19 protein-coding genes are annotated in these 19,875 nt (G+C 64.3%); 14 read left to right on the forward strand and 5 right to left on the reverse strand.

Annotation, left to right across the window (positions count from 1 at the left end):
* The coding region (locus tag A5636_RS11270; protein ID WP_155763762.1) for a M48 family metalloprotease at window positions 1-497 on the reverse strand (497 nt) is incomplete at its 3' end.
* Between the two features lie 157 nt (window positions 498-654).
* Between A5636_RS11270 and A5636_RS11275 the strand changes: the two genes are divergently transcribed.
* The 3 genes from A5636_RS11275 to A5636_RS11285 are packed head-to-tail and all read left to right on the forward strand — an operon-like array spanning window position 655 to window position 4,361.
* Complete coding sequence (locus tag A5636_RS11275; protein ID WP_065158719.1) at window positions 655-2,286, forward strand: class I adenylate-forming enzyme family protein; 1,632 nt, start codon at window positions 655-657, stop codon at window positions 2,284-2,286.
* Complete coding sequence (locus tag A5636_RS11280) at window positions 2,273-3,046, forward strand: class II aldolase/adducin family protein (RefSeq protein ID WP_065158720.1); 774 nt, start codon at window positions 2,273-2,275, stop codon at window positions 3,044-3,046. The genes A5636_RS11275 and A5636_RS11280 overlap by 14 nt, the downstream gene beginning before the upstream one ends.
* Window positions 3,047-3,092: 46 nt before the next feature.
* A complete protein-coding gene (locus tag A5636_RS11285; protein WP_065158721.1) occupies window positions 3,093-4,361 on the forward strand; it encodes an amidohydrolase family protein in 1,269 nt (422 codons plus the stop codon).
* A gap of 11 nt (window positions 4,362-4,372) precedes the next feature.
* On the opposite strand, the gene A5636_RS11290 is transcribed toward A5636_RS11285, so the two are convergent.
* Complete coding sequence (locus A5636_RS11290; protein WP_065158722.1) at window positions 4,373-5,155, reverse strand: SDR family oxidoreductase; 783 nt, start codon at window positions 5,153-5,155, stop codon at window positions 4,373-4,375.
* A 326-nt stretch (window positions 5,156-5,481) separates the two neighbouring features.
* On the opposite strand from A5636_RS11290, the gene A5636_RS11295 reads away from it, so the two are divergent.
* The 3 genes from A5636_RS11295 to A5636_RS11305 are packed head-to-tail and all read left to right on the forward strand — an operon-like array spanning window position 5,482 to window position 7,833.
* Window positions 5,482-6,321, forward strand: a complete 840-nt coding sequence (locus A5636_RS11295) for a class I SAM-dependent methyltransferase (protein ID WP_065158742.1) — start codon at window positions 5,482-5,484, stop codon at window positions 6,319-6,321.
* A gap of 10 nt (window positions 6,322-6,331) precedes the next feature.
* Window positions 6,332-7,129: an SDR family NAD(P)-dependent oxidoreductase gene (locus tag A5636_RS11300; RefSeq protein WP_065158723.1), complete on the forward strand. Its 798-nt coding sequence runs from the start codon at window positions 6,332-6,334 to the stop codon at window positions 7,127-7,129.
* Window positions 7,130-7,152: 23 nt separating this feature from the next.
* Window positions 7,153-7,833: a hypothetical protein gene (locus A5636_RS11305; RefSeq protein ID WP_065158724.1), complete on the forward strand. Its 681-nt coding sequence runs from the start codon at window positions 7,153-7,155 to the stop codon at window positions 7,831-7,833.
* Here A5636_RS11305 and A5636_RS11310 read toward each other — a convergent pair.
* The 3 genes from A5636_RS11310 to A5636_RS11320 are packed head-to-tail and all read right to left on the reverse strand — an operon-like array spanning window position 7,830 to window position 10,920.
* The gene (locus A5636_RS11310; protein ID WP_065158725.1) at window positions 7,830-8,699 is read right to left on the reverse strand and encodes an NYN domain-containing protein; all 870 of its coding nucleotides are present in this window, start codon (window positions 8,697-8,699) and stop codon (window positions 7,830-7,832) included. The genes A5636_RS11305 and A5636_RS11310 overlap by 4 nt on opposite strands.
* A complete protein-coding gene (fadD1, locus tag A5636_RS11315) occupies window positions 8,696-10,279 on the reverse strand; it encodes a fatty-acid--CoA ligase FadD1 (protein ID WP_065158726.1) in 1,584 nt (527 codons plus the stop codon). The genes A5636_RS11310 and fadD1 overlap by 4 nt, the downstream gene beginning before the upstream one ends.
* A gap of 17 nt (window positions 10,280-10,296) precedes the next feature.
* Entirely contained in the window at window positions 10,297-10,920 is a 624-nt protein-coding gene (locus A5636_RS11320; protein ID WP_065158727.1) for a TetR/AcrR family transcriptional regulator, read from the reverse strand.
* A gap of 118 nt (window positions 10,921-11,038) precedes the next feature.
* Between A5636_RS11320 and A5636_RS11325 the strand changes: the two genes are divergently transcribed.
* From A5636_RS11325 to A5636_RS11355, 8 genes are all read left to right on the forward strand, one after another.
* Window positions 11,039-12,271, forward strand: a complete 1,233-nt coding sequence (locus A5636_RS11325; protein ID WP_081287730.1) for an FAD-dependent oxidoreductase — start codon at window positions 11,039-11,041, stop codon at window positions 12,269-12,271.
* A gap of 145 nt (window positions 12,272-12,416) precedes the next feature.
* Window positions 12,417-12,668, forward strand: coding sequence for a hypothetical protein (locus A5636_RS25450; RefSeq protein ID WP_081287729.1), 252 nt, complete (start codon window positions 12,417-12,419; stop codon window positions 12,666-12,668).
* 133 nt (window positions 12,669-12,801) lie between these two features.
* Window positions 12,802-13,473 carry a TetR/AcrR family transcriptional regulator gene (locus A5636_RS11330; protein WP_065158728.1) on the forward strand — a complete coding sequence of 224 codons (672 nt, stop codon included), beginning with the start codon at window positions 12,802-12,804 and terminating at the stop codon, window positions 13,471-13,473.
* 208 nt (window positions 13,474-13,681) lie between these two features.
* On the forward strand, window positions 13,682-14,887 hold the full coding sequence (locus tag A5636_RS11335; protein ID WP_065158729.1) for a cytochrome P450: 1,206 nt from the start codon (window positions 13,682-13,684) through the stop codon (window positions 14,885-14,887).
* Window positions 14,884-15,720 (forward strand): mycofactocin-coupled SDR family oxidoreductase, encoded by an 837-nt coding sequence (locus A5636_RS11340; protein WP_065158730.1) that lies wholly within the window; start codon window positions 14,884-14,886, stop codon window positions 15,718-15,720. Before A5636_RS11335 ends, A5636_RS11340 begins: the two co-directional genes overlap by 4 nt.
* Window positions 15,721-15,753: 33 nt before the next feature.
* Window positions 15,754-16,725, forward strand: a complete 972-nt coding sequence (locus A5636_RS11345) for an enoyl-CoA hydratase/isomerase family protein (RefSeq protein WP_065158731.1) — start codon at window positions 15,754-15,756, stop codon at window positions 16,723-16,725.
* 13 nt (window positions 16,726-16,738) lie between these two features.
* Entirely contained in the window at window positions 16,739-19,102 is a 2,364-nt protein-coding gene (locus tag A5636_RS11350) for a CaiB/BaiF CoA transferase family protein (RefSeq protein ID WP_065158732.1), read from the forward strand.
* On the forward strand, window positions 19,099-19,872 hold the full coding sequence (locus A5636_RS11355) for an SDR family NAD(P)-dependent oxidoreductase (protein ID WP_065158733.1): 774 nt from the start codon (window positions 19,099-19,101) through the stop codon (window positions 19,870-19,872). Before A5636_RS11350 ends, A5636_RS11355 begins: the two co-directional genes overlap by 4 nt.
* The last annotated feature ends 3 nt before the right edge of the window (window positions 19,873-19,875 follow it).

The following is a 19,875-nucleotide window of genomic DNA, read 5'->3' on the forward strand; positions in this document are numbered from 1 at the left end:
CCGATGACGAATGCCAGGGCCTCTGGGTCTCGCGCCTGGCCGCCGATCTCGAACAGGTCGCTGTAGACCACCACGTACCGACGAAAGCCGTGACCGCTGGCGAAGGCGTTGATCTGACCATTGCCCAGGACGACGTAGGCGTCGGGAATCTCTGCGAGCCCGAATCGCTGGGCGGCCTCGACGACAAGCCAGTAGCCCTCGGGGAATTGGGTGGGTGACATCTTGACGCCGTTCGCGCGCTGCTGGCCGTAGTTCAAACCGCGGCCCAGGTACAGCAGGATCGGTGCGGCAAGCACCGAAAGCCACAGCACGCTGACCTTGCCCGTGAGCACCACTGCGAAGGCGATCAGATATAGCAGGACGCTGGACATGATGACCAGGACCAACAGTCCGATCTCCCACGGGTGGCGGCTCGGCACCTCCCGGAAGCCGGTAGGTCCCGAGGCTGGCCCCGGAAAGTGCGGGTGCTGGTGTGTCGGTTGATCGACGATCGCCATGACGGTCTATGGACTCCTGTCGGGTCTCGGTCTGGTGTTGATTACAGACGGTTGAATCCAGCATCCCGGATCGCACTTGAAAGGTTCTCTACGAATCCTTGGAGTCCAGGTCAGCGCCCTAATGCTGGGATCGAATGTCTTTTCCTATCATTTGGATATGACCGCCGGCACGCCGAACATCGTGCGGTCGCCGGCGTTCACCGCCGACGATGTGGCGAGGTACCGTGCCGAGGGCTGGTGGTCCTCCTCGACGCTGTCCGACGCGGTGCGCGAGAACGCCGCACGCTCGTCCGGTCAGACGGCGTATATCGATGCCGACCAGCAGGTCGGTCTGACGTGGAGTGAATTCGACGTCGCGGCAACAGCTCTGGCCGAGCGGCTGGCTGGTTGCGGTGTCGGGTGGGGTGATCGGGTCGCGGTGTGGCATGGCGACTCGGCCGCGGTCCATGTGCTGTTCGTGGCCGTCGAACGCTGCGGTGCGGTCGTGGTCGGGATCGGCGCTCGCGCCGGCACCCGCGAGGTTGGCCACCTGCTCCGTACCACCGCCCCCAAGCTGCTGATCAGCGATCAACCACGGCACGCCGCCGCGATCGAGGTGGCAGCCGACCAGTCGACGCCCGTTCTGCTGCTCAGCTACCTGCCTGACTACAAAGGCCACGTCTTGGATCTGGATGTCGACGCGCCGTCCCGGACAGTCGCGGCGCCGCTCGGCCCAGACGATGTCTTCCTGATCAACTCCACTTCGGGCACCACCGGATTACCCAAGTGCGTGGTACACACCCAGAACCGTTGGCACTACTTCCACCAAAAAGCCGTCGCCAACGGACTCTTGACGCCCGATGACGTTTTCCTGCCGGTCATACCCATGCCGTTCGGCTTCGGGATATGGACAAGCCACACCACCCCGATCCACCTGGGCGCCACCGCGGTGCTGCTGCCGCGCTTCACCGCCCGGGCGGCGTGCGCCGCCATCGAACGTTATAGCGCAAGTGTTTTGTGTTGTGTCAGTACGCAATTGACGATGATGATGGCTGACCCCAGCTGTCGGGAATTCGACCTGAGTTCGTTGCGGGTGGTATTCACCGGGGGAGAGGCACTGCCGTACCGGCCGGCATTGGCATTCGAAGAGCTGACGGGCGCCAAAATTCTGCAGTTCTACGGTTCCAACGAGACCGGACTGCTCAGCGGGACCACCTTGGCGGACTCGCTGGACCACCGGCTACGTACCGGCGGGCGCATTGTGCCGGAGATGTCGGTTCGCCTCTTCGACGGCGACCAAGACGTCACACAGACCGGGCACGGCCAGCCGGCCTGCCGCGGCCCCGCCACCAGCCTCGGTTACCTGGGCGGGACCGATCACGACAAGTTGTTCACCCGCGACGGCTGGATGCGGATGGGAGATATCTGCTCGATCGACGCCGACGGATACCTGCGCGTCACCGGGCGAACATCGGACTTCATCGTGCGAGGCGGCAAGAACATCAGCGCGGCCCAAGTCGAAGACTCCGTCATGACCCATCCCGCGGTCGCCGTCGCGGCGGCGGTAGCGATGCCCGATCCGGTATTCGGCGAAAAAGTCTGTGTCTATGCCGAACTCGTCGGCTCCAGTACTTTGGACCTCGACGACCTCGTCCACCATCTGCTGGCGCTGGGGGTTTCCAAGGAACTGCTGCCCGAAGCACTCATCGTGCTCGATGCACTACCTCGGTCCTCCGGTGCCAAAATCGCCAAAGGCCAACTCCGCGAAGATATTCGAACCAGGATGGAGGCCGGTAGTGGACACTCCTGACCCACGCCGAGGCGGTCTTGAAGTGTGGGCGCCGTCGGTCGTCCCGCCGATCGGTGTCGACCTGTCCAACGAGCAGGCACTGGCCGTGGCCTTTCGTCACCTCGCGTCGACGGGTTTCGCCGAGAACATGGCCGGCCACATCACCTGGCAACTCGACGGCCAAACCGACATGTTGGTCAATCCGTGGGGACTCTGGTGGCAGGAAATCACCGCGTCGGACATCTGTGTGGTGGATGCCGATGCCCGGGTGGTTCGCGGCCGATGGGACGTCACCCCGGCCATCCACATTCACACCGAGTTACACCGGGTCCGCGATGATGCCCGCGTGGTCATTCACAATCACCCGTACTACGTCTGCGTGCTCGCCGCGCTGGGACGACTGCCCGAGCTGGTGCACCAGACGGGGTCGCTGTTCCTCGATGACATGTGCCTGGTCGAGGCTTACGGCGGCGAGGTCGACGATCCCTCTCGCGCAGCGGATCTCGCGGCACGCATCGGCACGGCGAATCTGACCATCCTGGCCAATCACGGAGTCATCGCAACCGGGCGCAATCTGCCTGAAGCCGTCTACCGGGCGGCATCCATCGAGCGTGTCTGCAAACTGGCCTACGACGTCATGCTGACCGGCAAGGAGCCGTCACAGATGAATTGGTCGGATATGGCCGGAATGCGGGCGTCCCTGATCGAACGTGCCGCCGACGTGTACTGGGCGGGCGCGGCACGAATGACCATCAAAGCCGACCCTGACGTGCTCACCTAATAAGCGTCTGCTCGCCACCGCTCGCCACACCAGGGAGACACCACCGATGAAATCGATCGACGACCTCGCGAGCAACCTGAACTTCACCACCGCAAAAACGGGCGAGGATCGTACGGTCACCTTGTTGCCGGATCCACCCAGGGCGCCGCGGCGCTACACGGTGATTTCGGTGGACGATCACATCGTCGAACCGCCCGACACCTTCACCGGGCGGCTACCGCGCAAGTTCGCCGACCGGGCACCCACCGTGGTGGACACCCCCGAAGGCGGGCAGACGTGGGTATATGACGGGCAGATCCTGCCCAACGTCGGGTTCAACGCCGTGGTCGGGCGACCGGTCGCCGAGTACGGTTTCGAACCCGTCCGTTTCGACGAAATGCGCCGGGGCGCATGGGATATCCATGCGCGAGTTAAAGACATGGACATCAACGGCGTCTACGCGTCGCTGAACTTCCCGTCATTTCTGCCAGGATTCGCCGGACAACGCCTGCAACAGGTGACCAAAGACCGCGACCTCGCGCTGGCAGCCGTGCGGGCATGGAACGACTGGCATTTGGACGTCTGGGCCGGGTCGTATCCCGGGCGGATCATTCCCTGCCAGTTGCCTTGGTTGCTGGATCCCGACCTGGGCGCGCAGATGATCGTCGACAACGCCGAGCGCGGCTTCCATGCGGTGACGTTCAGCGAGAACCCGGCGATGCTGGGATTGCCCAGCATTCATTCCGGTTACTGGGAGCCGATGATGGCGGCGTGTGCCGAAACCGGCACTGTGGTCAACTTGCACATCGGTTCGTCAGGCTCCTCGCCTTCGACGACCGCGGATGCACCGCCGGATGTCCAGGGCGTGCTGTTCTTCGCCTACGCCATCTCCGCGGCGGTGGATTGGCTGTACTCCGGGCTGCCCAGCCGATACCCCGACCTCAAGATCTGTCTCTCCGAGGGCGGCATCGGCTGGGTGGCCGGGCTGCTGGACCGCCTCGACCACATGCTCAGCTACCACGAGATGTACGGCACCTGGCAGGCGCTTGGCGAGACACTCACGCCCGCAGAGGTTTTCACGCGCAACTTCTGGTTCTGCGCGGTGGAGGACAAGTCGTCGTTCGTACAGTATGAACGCATCGGCGCGGACAACATCATGCTCGAGGCGGACTACCCGCACTGCGACTCAACCTGGCCGCACACCCAACAGACGATCCATGAAGAGATCGGCGACCTGCCGGGCGAGGTGATCCGCAAGATCACCTGGGCCAACGCCGCACGGCTATACCAGCACCCCGTGCCAGTCGAGATCCAGCGCGATCCCGACGCGTTCTGAGGCTCAACCGGTTAAGTGACCCATTCGGGTTGGTCGGCGGTGTCGACGGTCGAGAAGTCTTTGTGCCCAAGGCCCGCGACGCAGCCGCCGTCGACTACGAATTCCGAACCGGTTGAGTAACTGGACTCGTCGCTGGCGAGGTAGACCACCAGGTTGGAGACTTCCTGGGGTTCGGCGATCCGACCCAGTGCGGTCTGAAAGATGTCTTCGGGCACCCATTCGGTCATCGGTGTCCGGATGAGGCCCGGATGGATGGAATTCACCCGAATTCCGCTGGGGCCCAACTCCAGCGCCGCCGACTTCGTCAGGCCCCGGACAGCGAACTTGGTGGCCGTGTAGCCGTGACAGGCGATGGTGCCGGCCAGACCTTCGATGGAGGAGATATTGATGATGGACCCACGACCGGCGGCCTTCATGGGTTTGACGACCGAGCGGATGCCCAGGAACACCCCGGTGAGGTTGATGTCCAAGATCCGCTGCCATTCCGACAGCGCGTACTCCTCGAGGATTCCGACGTTGATGATGCCGGCGTTGTTCACCAGGATGTCCAGGCGGCCGAAGGCGCTCAAGGTGGTGTCGACGGCGCTGTCCCACTGGTCGGGGTCGGTGACGTCGAGGTGCAGGTAACGCGCGGAATCCCCGACCTCGGCCGCTACGGCTTCGCCTTCGTCGTCGAGGATGTCGCCGAACACCACCTTGGCGCCTTCCGCTACCAGTGCCCGAACATGGGACGCACCCATGCCGCGGGCCCCGCCGCTGATGAGTGCGACTTTGTCGGTCAATCGGTTCGGCATTGAATCTCCTGACTCTTGAGGGCATTAGGTGGTAGTGCTCGGTCGTCGGGACGGGTGACCAGTTCCAATGTTGAGGGATGCGCGAGGCGAACGGGTGGTCACGTCGACGACTCGGATACGCCCGCCGTAATCGTGGCACACGCAGCCACACGCAGGCACACATAGGCAGACGGTGGCAGGATTAGGCACACTTAGGCACGCTTAGGCCCGCTTAGGCAAACCAAGGAACGCCGCACCGCGCAGCGGGCACCGCAAGCCCGAAATCGGCGGCGGGGTACCCCATCGACATCGCCAGGGGTACGCCTCAGGCATCTAGGGTGGGAACCATGCCATCGGCAAAAGTCGATTTCAGTTCCGTCCCGTGGGGTTCGGTGGAGTGGACGAACCTGGTCACGCTGTACCTACGAGCGTACGAAAGTCGTTCGCAGCAACCGATTCTGGGCGACCGCGCCGCAGCCGAGGCGGTCGACCGAATCGACTACGACTTCAAGCGGATACACCGCAGCTCACTGCCGGCATCGAACCAGTACCTGGTCGTGCTGCGGGCAAAGCAACTCGACGACTGGTGCGCGGACTTCCTGCGTCGATACCCCGATGCGGTTGTGCTGCATCTTGGTTGCGGCCTGGACGGCCGCGCCTTCCGGTTGCCGGTACCCCCGTCCGTGCAGTGGTTCGACCTGGACCAGCCGGGAGTCATCGACTTACGTCGCCGGCTCTACGAGGACACCGCGCACTATCGCATGATCGGCTCCTCTGTGACCGACCCACGCTGGCTGGCGGACATCCCAGTCGGGCACCCCACGCTGATCATTGCAGAGGGGCTGTTCATGTATCTGCCGGAAAGCGAGGTCCGGCAGCTGCTCGCTCGGCTGACCGATCGATTCGACCACGGCGAAATGCTTTTCGACACCGTCTCGCCGTTCGGGCCGTTGCTGTCGAAGGTGTTCACCAAGGGCATCGTCAAGTGGGGGGTCCGCAATGCCAGCGAGTTGCAGGACTGGAACCCGAGCCTGCATCTGGTGGAGCAGCGACCAGTGTTGGCCGCATACGACAAGATCCCGTCGCGACCGGTGCGTCTGGTCTACAAAATGATCTCGGCCACTGTCGGTGGCTCCTACGACGTGTTGCACCGCTTCGAGTATCGAGCGGCCGACGCGATCGACTAGCGTCAGCACCATGGAGCTGACCGGCAAAGTAGTTCTGCTCACCGGCGCCACCGGCGGCCTCGGACGAGCGATCGCCAAGGCGCTCGCGGATCGCGGCGCGCAGCTGATCGTGAGTTCGCGCAAGCCTCAGGAACTGCAGGAGCTGGTGGCGTCGCTTCCCGGCGGTGGTCACCGGACGATCGTCAGCGACCTGGCGCATCCCGGCGCGGGTCCGGCGCTGCTCGCCGAAGCCGGCTCGATCGACGTGTTGGTGTCCAACGCGGCGCTGCCGGCCTCGGGCAAGCTCGACAGCTACACGGCCGAACAGGTTGATCGCGCGCTGCGGGTGAACCTCGAAGTGCCGGTGCAGATGACCCGCGAGCTGATTCCCGCCTTCACCGACCGCGGGTCGGGTCATTTCGTCTATCTGTCCTCGATCTCGGGCAAGACGGCGACCGCGCGTGCCTCGCTGTACGCGGCGACGAAATTCGGTCTGCGGGGTTTCGCCCTGTGCCTGCGCGACGACTTGCGGCCCCATGGCGTCGGCGTCTCGGTGGTCAGCCCCGGGGCGATCGGCGGCGCGGGCATGTTCGCCGACTCCGGAGCCGACGCGCCACCACTGATCGGTACCGGCAAACCGGAGCAGGTCGGCGCTGCGGTGGTGACCGCAATCGAACGCAATCGTGGTGAGGTCACCGTGGCGCCGTTGCGCCAGCGGGTCCTGGCTCGATTCGCGGCCAACGCCCCGGAGGCGGCCTCCCGCCTGGCCGGAGGGATGGCAGCCAAGACGGCAGACAAGATCGCGGCCGGCCAAATCGACAAGCGCTGAGAAAGTGATGGCATCCTGGCCACGTGGGTGTGCTGTTCCGCGTGGTCGAGTTGCTGCTCTTGGTGCTGCCGTTGATCGGCGTGATCGCCGCCGGGATCAAGGCGTTTTCTTCTTTCAGCAAGCGGGCCGCGGAGCGGACTAGCGATTCCGAGCGCGCCGAGATCCCAGGTGCCACCGCGAGCGATACCTCGGCGCCCGGAAACCCAGCGGCGCACTGGCGTGCCATCAGGCGCGCGCTGGAGGCCCACGAGGACACCGACGCCCGATGGCTGGCCTACGAACTCGACGTGTCCCGGTTACTGGATTTCCCCGTGATGACCGATATGCGGGACCCGCTCACCACCCGTTTCCACAAGGCCAAGTTGCGCGCGGACCTGCTCAAGCCGCTACGCGCGGAAGACCTCTCCGACGATCGCGACGCCGCACGCCAGTACCTCGATGCCGTCGAGGATTATGTGACCGCGTTCAACGCCGCCGAAGCCGAGGCCATGCGGCGTCGGACCAACGACTTCTCGAAGGAAGAAAAGCAGCGGGTGGCGAGTGCACAGAGCCTGCTTCGGATCGCCGCGGATTCCGGCGCCACGGCACAGGAACGTCAGCATGCCTATGGGTTGGCGCGTACCGAACTCGACGGACTCGTCGTCTTGCCCGACGTCACCCGGACCAGCATTGAGCGCTCAATCGCCGGCGAGATCGCCGGCTAGGAGGCGTCGGACTTCAGGCGCACCGTGCGCGTGGTGGTGCTCTCGTCCAGCTCGACGAGGTCGCTGCGGGACCGCAGGAAATCACTGAACGACTTGAACCCCAACGACTTCTCGCTGAATGACGGATCCATGCGTTTCATCTGCGCCTTGACGGTGGAGTTGTGCAGCCAATCCGCATCGTCTTTCTCCTGGCCGATCCGCAGCGCCCGCTCCAGCAATCCGGTGGCGGCGAGCTGCGGGTCCGGCGTCACGGGTTCGTCGTCCGTCTCAGCGGCGCTTGCGTGCCGTCCGCGTTTCTTCGGTGGCGGCGCTGAAGTGGTGACCGAGGTGCCGGGCAGCGCGTCGTAGGTAAGGAACTCGTCGCATGCCGCCGCCAGCGATTGGCTACTCGCGCCGGCTACCCCGATACCCACGACATAACGGCCCAGACGCTTGCAGCGCTGGGCCAGGGCGATGTAGTCGGAGTCGCCACCGACGATCACGACGTGGGTGAGGTCGGGAAGCCGGAACATGTCCTCGACCGCGTCGACGGCCAGCCTGATGTCGGCACCGTTCTTGCCGTATGCGGCCGCCGGGAACAATTGCACGAGGTCGACGGCACGGCCCACCAGCTGGCCGTGATAGGCGGCGTTCACCTCCGCCGACCAGTCCGCATAGGCGCGGGTGAGCACGAGCGTGCCGAATGACGATGCGAAGTCCATGATGGCGCCCAGGTCGACCGTGGCCGCCCGCAACCGTTCGTGGTCGAGGCCTTTGGCCTTGTCCCGCTGGAACGAGTTGCGGCCGTGCACTTGGTCGTAGCGGGAGATGACGATGTTGTCGAAGTCGAAGTAGACCGCGACGCGGGTTGTGCTGGAGTCCGTCATGGCGTCACCACGCAATAAGTCGTACCCCGTTCCTCCCGCACCCATAGCGTTTCTCCTGCGCTGACGGTGGTTCCCTCGGCGCTCAGCTGGCGTTTGAGCACCTTGTGGGTGGCGGTGCTGGGCAGGTCGGGAGTGATCCGGACGTAGCGCGGCCGCGCTTTCGGGGACAGGTCGGGCTGGGTATCGAGGAACGCCTCGAATGACTCGGGGTCGAAGGTGCGGCCCTGGTGCAGCACGACCGCCGCCATCACCTGGTCGCCCACCCGGCCGTCTGGTACCGCGTACACGGCAACTCGGTTGATTGCCTTGTGCCGCAGCAGAATCCGCTCGATCGGTGCGGCCGCTAGGTTCTCGCCGTCCACCCGCATCCAATCGGAGGTGCGGCCGGCCAGGTAGATCCAGCCCTGCGCGTCCTTATAGGCGAGGTCACCGGACCAGTACATGCCGCCGCGCAGGCGCTCGGCGTTGGCTTCGGGATCGTTGTAGTAGCCGGTGAAGAAGCCCGAGCCCGCGGTGTTCACCAGTTCGCCGACGGCGTCGTCGGCATTGCGCAGCGCCCCGTGTTCGTCGAACTCGGCTACGGGACACTCGGTGCGAGTGTCACTGTTGTAGACGGCGACCCCGTCGATTCCCTTACCGATCGATCCAAGCGGCGTACCGGATTCACGGATCACGATGACCGCGTTCTCGGTTGAGCCGAAACCGTCCTCGACCTGCACGTCGAACCGCCGCGCGAACTCCTGGATGTCTTTCTCGTTGGCCTCGTTGCCGAAGGCCACCCGCAGCGGGTTGTCGGCGTCATCGTCGCGTTCCGGTGTCGCAAGGAGGTAGGCGAGGGGCTTGCCGACATAGTTCATATACGTCACGTGGTAGCGGCGAACATCGCGGAGGAAGTTGCTGGCCGAGAACTTCGCCGGCACGATGGCAGCCCCCGAGACCACCGCAGGCGCCCATCCGGCTACCACCGCGTTGGAGTGAAACAGCGGCATGGACACATAGCAGGTGTCCTGCTCGGTCAAGCTGAACCGCTCGGCCAGACTGCGGCCGGCGAAAGTCGGCATCAAGTGCGACACCTGCACGGCCTTCGGATTGCCGCTGGTGCCGGAGGTGAAGATCATCATGAACGCGTCCGTCATCTCCACCTGACGGTAGGGGACAAGACGTCCAGCGCCGGCGATTCGCTCTTTCCACTGCGGGCTCGAGGTATCCAGGATTCGCGTGCCATTCAGGTCAAGACCGTCCAGCAGCGGTCGGTGCTCGGCATCGGTCACCACGATCTGACAGTCCGCGCGCTTGATGTCGGCAGCCAGTGCGTCCCCGCGGCGGGTGGTATTCAGCCCACACAGGACGTAGCCGCCTAGCCCGGCGGCAGCCATCTGCGTCAGCATGTCGGGTGTATTACCCAGCAGGGACCCGATGTGCATCGGCCGGTCCGGGTCAGCGGCCGCCAGCAGCGCTGCCGCCTGCGCCTCCGACTCAGCAAGATAGTCACGCCACGTCCATTGCAGGTCACCGTATTTCACGGCAATCCCGGAGTCCGATGCCCGCTGTCTGAGCAGCGTTTGAATCGTCTCGGTCATGAACTCGATTCCGTCCGTTATTGATTCGCGTCGATGTAGCAGCTGAGGATGTCGACCAGCCGGCGCCGGTCCTGCGTCGTGTCGATGGTCCTGTGCATCACCAACTGGTTGGCGACCATGCCGCGCAAGCTGGTCAGCAAATGCTCTCCGACTGCTGCACCCGGTGTCACAGCCAGAGTGCGATCGATAGCGTCGCCCAGCGTGCTGAACGTCTCGCCCAGACGCTTCATATGCCCGGTCGCGGCCGCGCCACGGCTGGCGCGGGTGCCGATCAGGATTTCGGTGGCCGCGCGGGCCACAGGGCTGCACATGGCCTGCCATGCCGAGCTCACCACCGCCTCCACTCGGTGGCGGGTACCGGTATTCGCTGTGATCGCGGGCAAAGACTCGAGCGCGTCCAACAGCTGACCGAAGCCTCGCTCGACCACCGCCATCAGGAGTCCGTCACGATCTCCGAAGTAATCCTGGATCACCTCCCAACCGACCCGCGCTGTGTCTGCGATGTGCCGTCCACTGGCCGCGGCAATGCCCTCACTGAGCACGATCTGCACCGTCACATCGATCACGCCGGCACGAGTGCGCTCGCCCCCGCCCTGATCGTCGTCGGCCGGTTGCGTCGGAACGACTCCTCGCGTCGTCACCAGGGATCACCACACCTTTCGGTTCAGCGGACGCGCGCCGACGGACGTCAGAAATTGTGCATGTCAGGTTATGGCAAGCGTCCGGCGCACCCACGCCGCGCCCTATGCTTGGGCGCAAATGGTGGATAAGACGCAACCGGTTGATAAGACGACGTGCGCGATCATCGGAGGCGGACCGGCAGGCATGGTCCTCGGGCTGCTGCTGGCCCGCGCGGGTGTCGATGTCACGCTGTTGGAGAAGCACGGCGATTTCCTACGCGATTTCCGCGGCGACACAGTGCATTGCAGCACCATGCGGTTACTCGACGAATTAGGTCTGTGGGAACGTTTTTCCAAACTCGCCTACACCGAAGTTCGCACGGGCGCATTCGAGTCGAACGGTCGCTCGGTGACATACATCGACTTCGGCCGGCTACACCAACCGCATCCGTTCATTGCGATGGTGCCGCAGTGGGACCTGCTCAATCTGCTCGCCGAGGCGGCGATGGCCGAGCCGAACTTCACGTTGCGGATGAACACCGAAGTCACCGGATTGTTGCGGGAACGCGGCCAAGTGACCGGGGTCAGGTATCAGGCGCCCGACGGTCCGGGGGAGTTGCGGGCCGAACTGACCGTCGCTTGCGACGGACGATGGTCGATCGCCCGCCAGGAGGCGGGCCTGACTACCCGCGAATTTCCGGTGAACTTCGATGTGTGGTGGTTCAAGCTGCCGCGCGACGACGACGCGCAGTTTTCGTTTCTGCCCCGCACCGGCCCGGGCAAGGCGTTGGCCGTGATTCCGCGTGAAGGCTACTACCAGATCGCCTATCTGGGCAGGAAGGGCAGTGACGCGGAATTGCGCGCGCAAGGTATCGAGGCTTTCCGCAACGATGTCGCCGCCCTGGTGCCCGAGGCGGCCGGGTCGGTGGACGCGCTGGAATCCATGGACGACGTCAAGCACCTGGACGTGCGGCTGAATCGCTTGCGGCGTTGGCACTGTTCCGGGCTGCTGTGTATCGGAGACGCAGCGCATGCCATGTCCCCGATGGGGGGCGTCGGGATCAACCTGGCGGTTCAAGATGCTGTTGCCGCCGCGACCATCTTGGCCGAACCGTTGAGGCGCCATCGGGTCACCGAACGGGACCTGGCCGCGATTCGTCGCCGTCGGCTGATTCCCACCGCCGTGACGCAATTTGTGCAACGAAGATTGCACCGAAATCTCGTCGGCCCGCTGCTGCGCGGCGCGGACCCCACGCCGCCGGACGCGGTATTCCGCTTCATCGAACGATTCCCGTGGGTTTCGTTTGTGCCGGCGTACTTCGTTGGAGTCGGAGTGCTGCCCGAGCGTGCGCCCGCGTTCGCCCGGCGGTGACGCGCCAGGGCGGTCGGGGCGTTTGACGTTGCGCCCGAATGGGAAGCCTTTTAGTAAGAGAACACCGACGGTCTGCCGTCTTTGCTGGTCAAACGAGGTGTTTCGCCATTTGCACCCGGCAAGACGGTCCCGCGAGGAGGTTGAAATGAATATCCGAAAATTCGCTGGGACGGCAACAGTATTGGGCTCGATGGGAGCCGTTGCGCTGGGGCTCGGTGCCGGTATGGCCGAAGCCAAGCCAGGTCCGCATATCCCTGGCCCACCCCATCCTCCGGGCATCGACAACCCGGTCAACTGGGGTCCGGGCCCGGCTCCCGGCCAGATCAAGAAGTTCTGCCCCTGGCAGTCGCCGCCTGGCCAATGGATAGGCGGTCCGCACGGCATCCCGTGCACCTGACCCGGTAATCAGAGCAACAAATCCCCCGCTCGGCATATAGCCGGGCGGGGGATTTCGTTTGGGATCGTCGCGCCCCCTTGGCTGGCACTACAAACGTAGAGTACGCTCTGCAGCCAAGCTCACGAAGGTGCCGATGGACAAACGACGCAAACCCAATCCCGCCGAACGTCGCCGCGAACTCTGCGATGCGGCGATTCAGCTACTGGCCGACGACGGGGCCAAAGGGCTGAGCCACCTGAAGGTCGACCGCAAGGCTGAAGTGCCCGATGGCACCACATCGTTCTACTTCCGCACCCGGTCCGCGTTGCTGCTGGCTGCCGCCGAACGTTTGGCTGAGCTCGACATGGCGAACCTGCAAGCGGTCGCCGACAACTCGGGTAATTACGACGAGGCGGCGTTGCCGTCGCTGCTGTCGCAAGTGGTGATCCAATCCGGGCGCGAACCAGAACTCTCCCGCACCAAGGCCCGGTACGAGTTGACGATGCAGGCGGCCCGTGACCCGGCGCTGGCCGCAACACTGCAGCAGGGCACCGATGCCTTCACCAAACTGCACCGCGAGATCCTGGTCCAGCTCATGCCGCGGGGTGCCGAGCTGGAATCTGCGGTGGTAGAGGATTTGAGCAACATCACGCTGACCTTCATCAACGGCCTCATGTTGCGATTCGCCCACGGCGACCAAATCGTTGACAGCGCAGCACAACTCGACGGAATCCTGGCGGCTATCGCCACCGGCATTCTCAAGAGTCCGGACAAGGGGCGGCTCACCCGCACCAGCGCAGGCCGTCCAACGCGCCGAGCGCGTTAGATGGGGCCTTGTCACGACACCCGCTGTATGGTTCTCTACGAGAATAGAGAAGTCGATGTTCATGTGCTGGAACGCCGCCCGGGCATGTCGCGCGGCGATACAGCCGACATAAGCGAAGTGTACAAATTGGCCAAACTCTCGGACCCAACGCCGATTTCGTCGGCGACCGGTGGGTGTACCTGGAAAAGCCAGCGGTAGGAGTGATTTCGTGACGACAAGCACCGACAGCCAGGTTCGCTTCGATCCCTACGACGCGGAACTGATCGTGGATCCCTACCCGATGTTCGGACGCTTGCGTGACGAGGCGCCGCTCTATTACAACGCCGAATATGACTTCTTCGCCTTGAGCCGCTTTGCCGATGTCAACAGGGCACTGGTCGACCACATCACCTTCAGCTCTGCCCGCGGCGCGATCTTGGAACTCATCAAGGCCAACCTCGACATTCCGTCGGGAATGCTGATCTTCGAAGACCCGCCGATTCACGACGTGCACCGCAAGCTGCTGTCGCGAATGTTCACCCCCCGCAAGGTTGCCGCGCTGGAACCGATGATTCGTGACTTCTGCGCGCAGTTGCTGGATCCACTGATCGGATCGGGCAGGTTCGACTTCGTCACCGACCTCGGCGCGCAGATGCCGATGAAGGTCATCAGCGCGTTGCTCGGCATTCCCGAGGACGACCAGGTCTACATCCGTGACCGAGGCAACGCCCAGTTGCGCACCGAGGCCGGCAAGCCAATGCGCGCCGCCGAACACGGGTTGTCCGTCGGCGAGCAGTTCGCCGCCTACATCGACTGGCGCGCCGACAATCCTTCCGACGACATCATGACCGAACTGCTCAATGTCGAGTTCGTCGACGAGACGGGCCGCACGCGGCAGCTGACTCGCGACGAGATACTCGTCTATCTCAACGTTGTCGCCGGGGCAGGCAACGAGACGACCACCCGGCTGATCGGCTGGGCCGGCAAGGTCCTTGCCGAGCACCCCGACCAGCGGCGTGAACTGGTCGCCGACCCCGGGCTGATTCCGCAAGCCATCGAGGAACTGCTGCGTTATGAACCACCCGCTCCGCACGTTTCCCGGTACGTGACCCGCGACGTCGTGCTGCACGGCCAGACGGTGCCCGAAGGCAGCGTCATGATGATGCTGATCGGCGCCGCCTGCCGGGACTCCCGCCAATTCGGCCCGGACGCAGACGAATTCAACATTCACCGCTCGGCTCGTCCACACCTCACATTCAGCGTCGGCACACATTTCTGTCTCGGCTCGGCGCTGGCCCGCCTGGAAGGACGCATCGCCTTGGAAGAGATCTTGAAACGGTTCCCAGAGTGGGACGTCGACCTGAGCAACGCCAAACTCAGCCCCACCTCCACGGTGCGGGGCTGGGAATCCATGCCGGCCATGGTGTCGCGATGAGCGGGCGGGTTGCCGGCAAGGTCGCTTTCATCACCGGTGCCGCGCGCGGTCAAGGTCGCAGTCACGCTGTGCGGCTGGCCGAGGAAGGTGCCGACATCATCGCGGTCGACATCTGCGGGCCAATCGATAACCTGGCGTACGACTCTGCGACACCGGCCGATCTGGCCGAGACGGCCGATCTGGTTCGGGCGCTGGGCCGCCGCATCGTGACCGCTGAGGTCGACGTACGTGATTTCGAGGCGTTGCAGGCCGCGGTGAATCGCGGCGTGGAGGAACTCGGCCGCCTCGACGTCATCGTCGCCAATGCCGGTATCGGCACCTTCGGCAACAAGCTGCACAAGCTGACCGAAGACATCTGGCAGGACATGATTGACGTCAACCTCTCGGGAGTGTGGAAAACCGTCAAAGCCGGTGTGCCGCATATTATCGCGGGCGGCCGCGGAGGGTCGATCGTGCTGACCGGCTCGGTCGGGTCACACAAGGCCCTGGCCTTCACCGGCCATTACATCGCCGCCAAACACGGGGTGATGGGGGTGATGCGCAGCTTCGCCGTCGAACTCGGTCAGCACAGCATCCGGGTGAACTCGGTGCACCCGAGCCAGGTCAACACTCCGATGACCATGAACGAGGTGACGTTCCGTCTGTTCCGGCCGGATCTGGAGAATCCCGGACCGGAGGACTTCGCGCCGTTCTCACAGATGACCCACACCTTGCCGGTGCCGTGGGTGGAAGCCGTAGACATCAGCAATGCCGTATTATTTCTCGCCTCTGACGAATCCCGTTATGTCACCGGCGTTTCGCTACCCGTCGACGCGGGCGCACTGCTCAAGTAGACACCCAGTTCGGCAACAGAAGTGGAGAGAAACATGCCCGAGTACGACTACGAAGAAATGAAGAAGGAAGCCGAGCAGTACATCAAGTTCGAGAAGGACGTCAAGAACAGGATCGCATACATCACGTTCGACCGTCCGGAGGCACAGAATTCCACCACGCTCGGCATGCGGCAGAACTACGCCGACCTGATCCACAAGTGCAACGTGGACGACGACGTGAAGGTCGTCGTCATCCGCGGTGAGGGTGAGGATTTCGGCAGCGGCGGCGATCTGCCCGAGCAGCGAGGAATGCTGGAAAATCCGGGCATGCCGCTGCTGCATGAACTCGCCATCAACGACGACGAGGTCAAGTACCCGCCCGGCGGATCCTATCGCTACCTGTCCACCGTCACCGACTTTTACGCCAAGGCGCGGGCGGGAAACCGTCCGCTGCAGGAACTTCGGAAGATCAGCATCATCGAGGCCAAGGGTTACTGTTACGGCTGGCATTTCTACCAGGCCGGGGATGCCGACCTGGTGATCTCCTCTGACGATGCGCTGTTCGGTCACCCGGCGTTCCGGTACGTGGGTTGGGGCCCGCGTCTGTGGTGGTGGGCCGAGACCATGGGATTGCGTAAGTTCTCCGAGATGCTGTTCACTGGAAGGCCTTTCAGCGCCAAGGAGATGTATGACTGCGGCTTCGTCAACAGCGTGGTGCCGCGGGACAAGTTGGAAGCAGAGACCGAAAAGTATGCGCTGGCCTGCTCCCGGTCCCGCCCGACCGACACCGTCGCGGTGCAGAAGACATTCCTGGAGCTGTATAAGCAGCACAAGGGTGAATACTTCGGCAGCCTGCTCACCGGCATGGTCGAAGGCATGCTGCCGATGATCGCCAATGACAAGGACAATGACGTCGACCTGACCGAAGGCACGTTCAGCAAGGGTCTCAACAACGTGGTGAAGGACAATGACCTGAACTTCCCGCCGGAGTGGCGGCTGAGCCGCTCGGGCCGTCAGAAACCCTGACCGTGTTGCGACGATGTCGGCACTGACCGGGTTTCGCGTTGTCGAGCTGGCCGATTCGGTAGCCGGCGAATACTGCGGGAAGCTGTTGTCGGACTTCGGTGCCGAGGTAGTCAAGATCGAGGTGCCCGGCCGCGGCAGCAGGACCCGGGGGATGGCGCCCGTGCTGGTCGAGGACGCGGCGCCGGAGGGCAGCGTGCTGTTCGGCTACCTCAACACCAACAAGTGCTCGGTGGAACTCGACGTCACCGATGCAGCCGGCCGGGAACGTTTGCACCATCTCGTCGATACCGCCGACGCGCTCATCGGCACCGACGTGACCGGTCTGCCCGAACAGCACCCGCACGTGGTGTTCTGCTCGATCACACCGTTCGGCCGGGACGCACCCGACGAATATCGGAACGCCGCAAGTATCAACGTGTTCCATGCCAGCGGATGGGGTTACCACACCCCCAGCCATGCCGGCCGGGACGAGCCCCCACTACAGGGTCCCGGCCGATTCCTGGTCGATTACGAAGCCGGACTCGACGCCGCGCTGTGCCTGACGGCAGCACTGTTTCGCCAGATGCACACCGGGCAAGGGGAATTCATCGACATCTCCGAACAGGCCGTGCTGGTGTCGCGCGGCGACTGCATCCTCGGCCGATTCGTCACGGGTGAAGTCTGCGCCAACGGTGAACGCGGCGACTACGACCAACAGGGCCCTGCCTCGTTCTTCGCCTGCGCGGACGGTTTCGTCTACCTGTATGTGACCAACCGCGCCCATTGGCTGGGTGTCAAAGCGTTGCTGCAGCAGCAGGATTGGCTCGACGCATTCGAGGACGACTGGCTGGAGTTCTCGGTCACCCCGCAGAAAGTCGCCACCTTTCAGCAGGGGTTCGCGTCGTGGGTCCAAGACCTGCCCCGGGAAGCGGCGGCCGAGCGGGCCCAGCAACTGGGGGTTCCGCTGGTTCCCGTCAACAGCGCCGAGGACCTGCACCGCTCGCCGCAATACCGCCATCGCGGATTCTTCCAACAGGTGCCGCATCCGGTACTGGGCACCGCAGCCTATCCGACGGTGCCGTACAAGTTCAGTGCCACACCCGCCGAGATCCACTCCGCCGCACCTCGTCTCGGTGCGCACACCGCCTCTGTGCTGGAGGGCGACGCCGGGCCGCGCCAGCAACCCACAGCAGGGCGGACACGCCGTCGGCCACCGCTCATCAGGCGCGGTGGCCCTCTGGAAGGCGTGCGCGTGGTGGAACTCACCAAAGTGTGGGCAGGCCCCTACGCGGGCAAACTGCTGGCGATGTTGGGCGCCGAAGTGATCAAGGTCGAATGCGCGGCCATCCCTGAGGAAATGCGCGCCTACGGCGGCACAGACGTCAACCACGCGCCTTTCTTCCTCAGCATCAACCCCGAGATTCTCAGCGTGGACCTGGACATCAAGACGGCCGAGGGTATGGGCCAGTTGCACGATCTGATCCGGCACAGCGACATCGTGATCAACAATCTGCGCCCTGGCGCCATGGAACGTCAGGGATTGGGTTATGACCAGCTCAAAGCACTGAAGCCCGACATCATCTCGGTGTCGATCAAAATGTGGGGTAACGACGGACCGCTGGGACATCAGACGGGCTACGCGCCGTGTTTCGCCGCGTTGGCCGGACTCGCCTCGCTGGTAGGACGGCCCGGTGGGCCACCGCTGGGCGCCAGCATGCGGTACGGGGACTCGACCGTCGGTGCGGCGGCCGCGTACGCGGCGGTCGTTGCTCTGCTGCATCGCGAGTCCAGCGGCGCGGGACAGTTCGTCGATGTGTCGGCGGTAGAGACCCTGTCGTCGATGATCGGGGACTGCCTGCTGGACCAAGCCTTCACCGGCGGACCGTTGTTGCCCCAGGGCAACCGGCACCCCGATATGTGCCCCCACGGGTGTTATCCGTGCGCCGATGACAGCTGGATCAGCCTGGCCGTCGGCTCGGAGGCGCAGTGGCATCAATTGTGCGACGTACTGGATGCGGCCAAGTTGACCCAGGATGCACGCTTCTCGACCATCGAAGGGCGACACATGCACAGCGAGGCGCTCGACGCCGCGCTGGCGACGCACACCCGTGCCCACGACGGCGAGCGACTTGCCCAGCGTTTGCGGCGGGCGGGGGTGCCGGCCAGCAAGAGCGCCACGTCGATCGACGTGATCGGTGACCAGTTGCTCTGGGACCGGGAGCTTTACCGTTTCGTCAGCGATCGCCGCGAAGGCCAACGGCCGATCGTCGGACCGTCGTGGCGGCTGGCGAACTGCCCCACGGAGATCGCGCGTGGCGCGCCCGATCTCGGCGAACACAACGATTACGTCCTGCACACAATACTGAGCGACGGGTCGCGGACAGGAGCCCAACCATGACACCTCCGAGACCGCCGCTGGCCGGCACCACCGCCCTGGTCACCGGCGCCAGCAGCGGCATCGGTGCGGCGACGGCCAAAGCGCTTGCGGCACAGGGCGCGGCGGTGGCGTTGGTGGCACGGCGGACGGAGCGGCTGCGCGAACTGCGGGACGAGATCGATGCCGCCGGCGGCGTGGCAGTGGTGGCAGCGGCAGACGTCACCGATGCCGAACAGGTCGCGACCGCGGTGGACCGAGCGGTCACCGAGCTGGGTCGCCTGGACATCGTGGTGAACAACGCCGGTCTGATCCGGATGGGTGCGGCAACCGAGGCCGCACTGCAGGACTGGGACGATCTGATCGCGGTCAACGTACAGGGCGTGCTGTACGTGACGCGGACCGTACTGCCGCATCTCATCCAAGCGGCTGCCGACTCAGCGCGCGGGGTAGCGGATCTGGTCACCATCAGCTCGACTGCCGGGTGGGTCGCGCGTCCTGGCACCGCGGTGTACTCGTTGACCAAGTTCGGGGTGAACGCGTTCAGTGAAGGACTGCGCCAAGAGGTCCTGGGCAAACGGGTTCGGGTGGGCGTCGTGGGGCCCGGCACCGTCGACACCGAGATCTTCACCCACTTGGCCGAATCGTCGCGCGAAGCCTTCCAACGCCAAACGGCGGACATGGAAAAGTTACGTTCGGAGGATATCGCCGACGCGGTGCTGTTCATGGTCACCCGTGATCGCCGGGTCGCGGTCAACCACATGCTGGTGCGTGCTGCCGAACAGACGTGGTGATGC

It is taken from the genome of Mycobacterium asiaticum (assembly GCF_001673315.1).
Classification (GTDB): domain Bacteria; phylum Actinomycetota; class Actinomycetes; order Mycobacteriales; family Mycobacteriaceae; genus Mycobacterium; species Mycobacterium asiaticum_B.

Bases quoted from the DNA above. Each gene is read 5' to 3' on its own strand.
- A5636_RS11275 (WP_065158719.1), top strand. From the start codon at position 655: ATGACCGCCGGCACGCCGAACATCGTGCGGTCGCCGGCGTTCACCGCC.
- A5636_RS11285 (WP_065158721.1), top strand. From the start codon at position 3,093: ATGAAATCGATCGACGACCTCGCGAGCAACCTGAACTTCACCACCGCA.
- A5636_RS11290 (WP_065158722.1), bottom strand. From the start codon at position 5,155: ATGCCGAACCGATTGACCGACAAAGTCGCACTCATCAGCGGCGGGGCC.
- A5636_RS11295 (WP_065158742.1), top strand. From the start codon at position 5,482: ATGCCATCGGCAAAAGTCGATTTCAGTTCCGTCCCGTGGGGTTCGGTG.
- A5636_RS11300 (WP_065158723.1), top strand. From the start codon at position 6,332: ATGGAGCTGACCGGCAAAGTAGTTCTGCTCACCGGCGCCACCGGCGGC.
- A5636_RS11310 (WP_065158725.1), bottom strand. From the start codon at position 8,699: ATGACGGACTCCAGCACAACCCGCGTCGCGGTCTACTTCGACTTCGAC.
- fadD1 (WP_065158726.1), bottom strand. From the start codon at position 10,279: ATGACCGAGACGATTCAAACGCTGCTCAGACAGCGGGCATCGGACTCC.
- A5636_RS11325 (WP_081287730.1), top strand. From the start codon at position 11,039: ATGGTGGATAAGACGCAACCGGTTGATAAGACGACGTGCGCGATCATC.
- A5636_RS25450 (WP_081287729.1), top strand. From the start codon at position 12,417: ATGAATATCCGAAAATTCGCTGGGACGGCAACAGTATTGGGCTCGATG.
- A5636_RS11330 (WP_065158728.1), top strand. From the start codon at position 12,802: ATGGACAAACGACGCAAACCCAATCCCGCCGAACGTCGCCGCGAACTC.
- A5636_RS11340 (WP_065158730.1), top strand. From the start codon at position 14,884: ATGAGCGGGCGGGTTGCCGGCAAGGTCGCTTTCATCACCGGTGCCGCG.
- A5636_RS11345 (WP_065158731.1), top strand. From the start codon at position 15,754: ATGCCCGAGTACGACTACGAAGAAATGAAGAAGGAAGCCGAGCAGTAC.
- A5636_RS11350 (WP_065158732.1), top strand. From the start codon at position 16,739: ATGTCGGCACTGACCGGGTTTCGCGTTGTCGAGCTGGCCGATTCGGTA.
- A5636_RS11355 (WP_065158733.1), top strand. From the start codon at position 19,099: ATGACACCTCCGAGACCGCCGCTGGCCGGCACCACCGCCCTGGTCACC.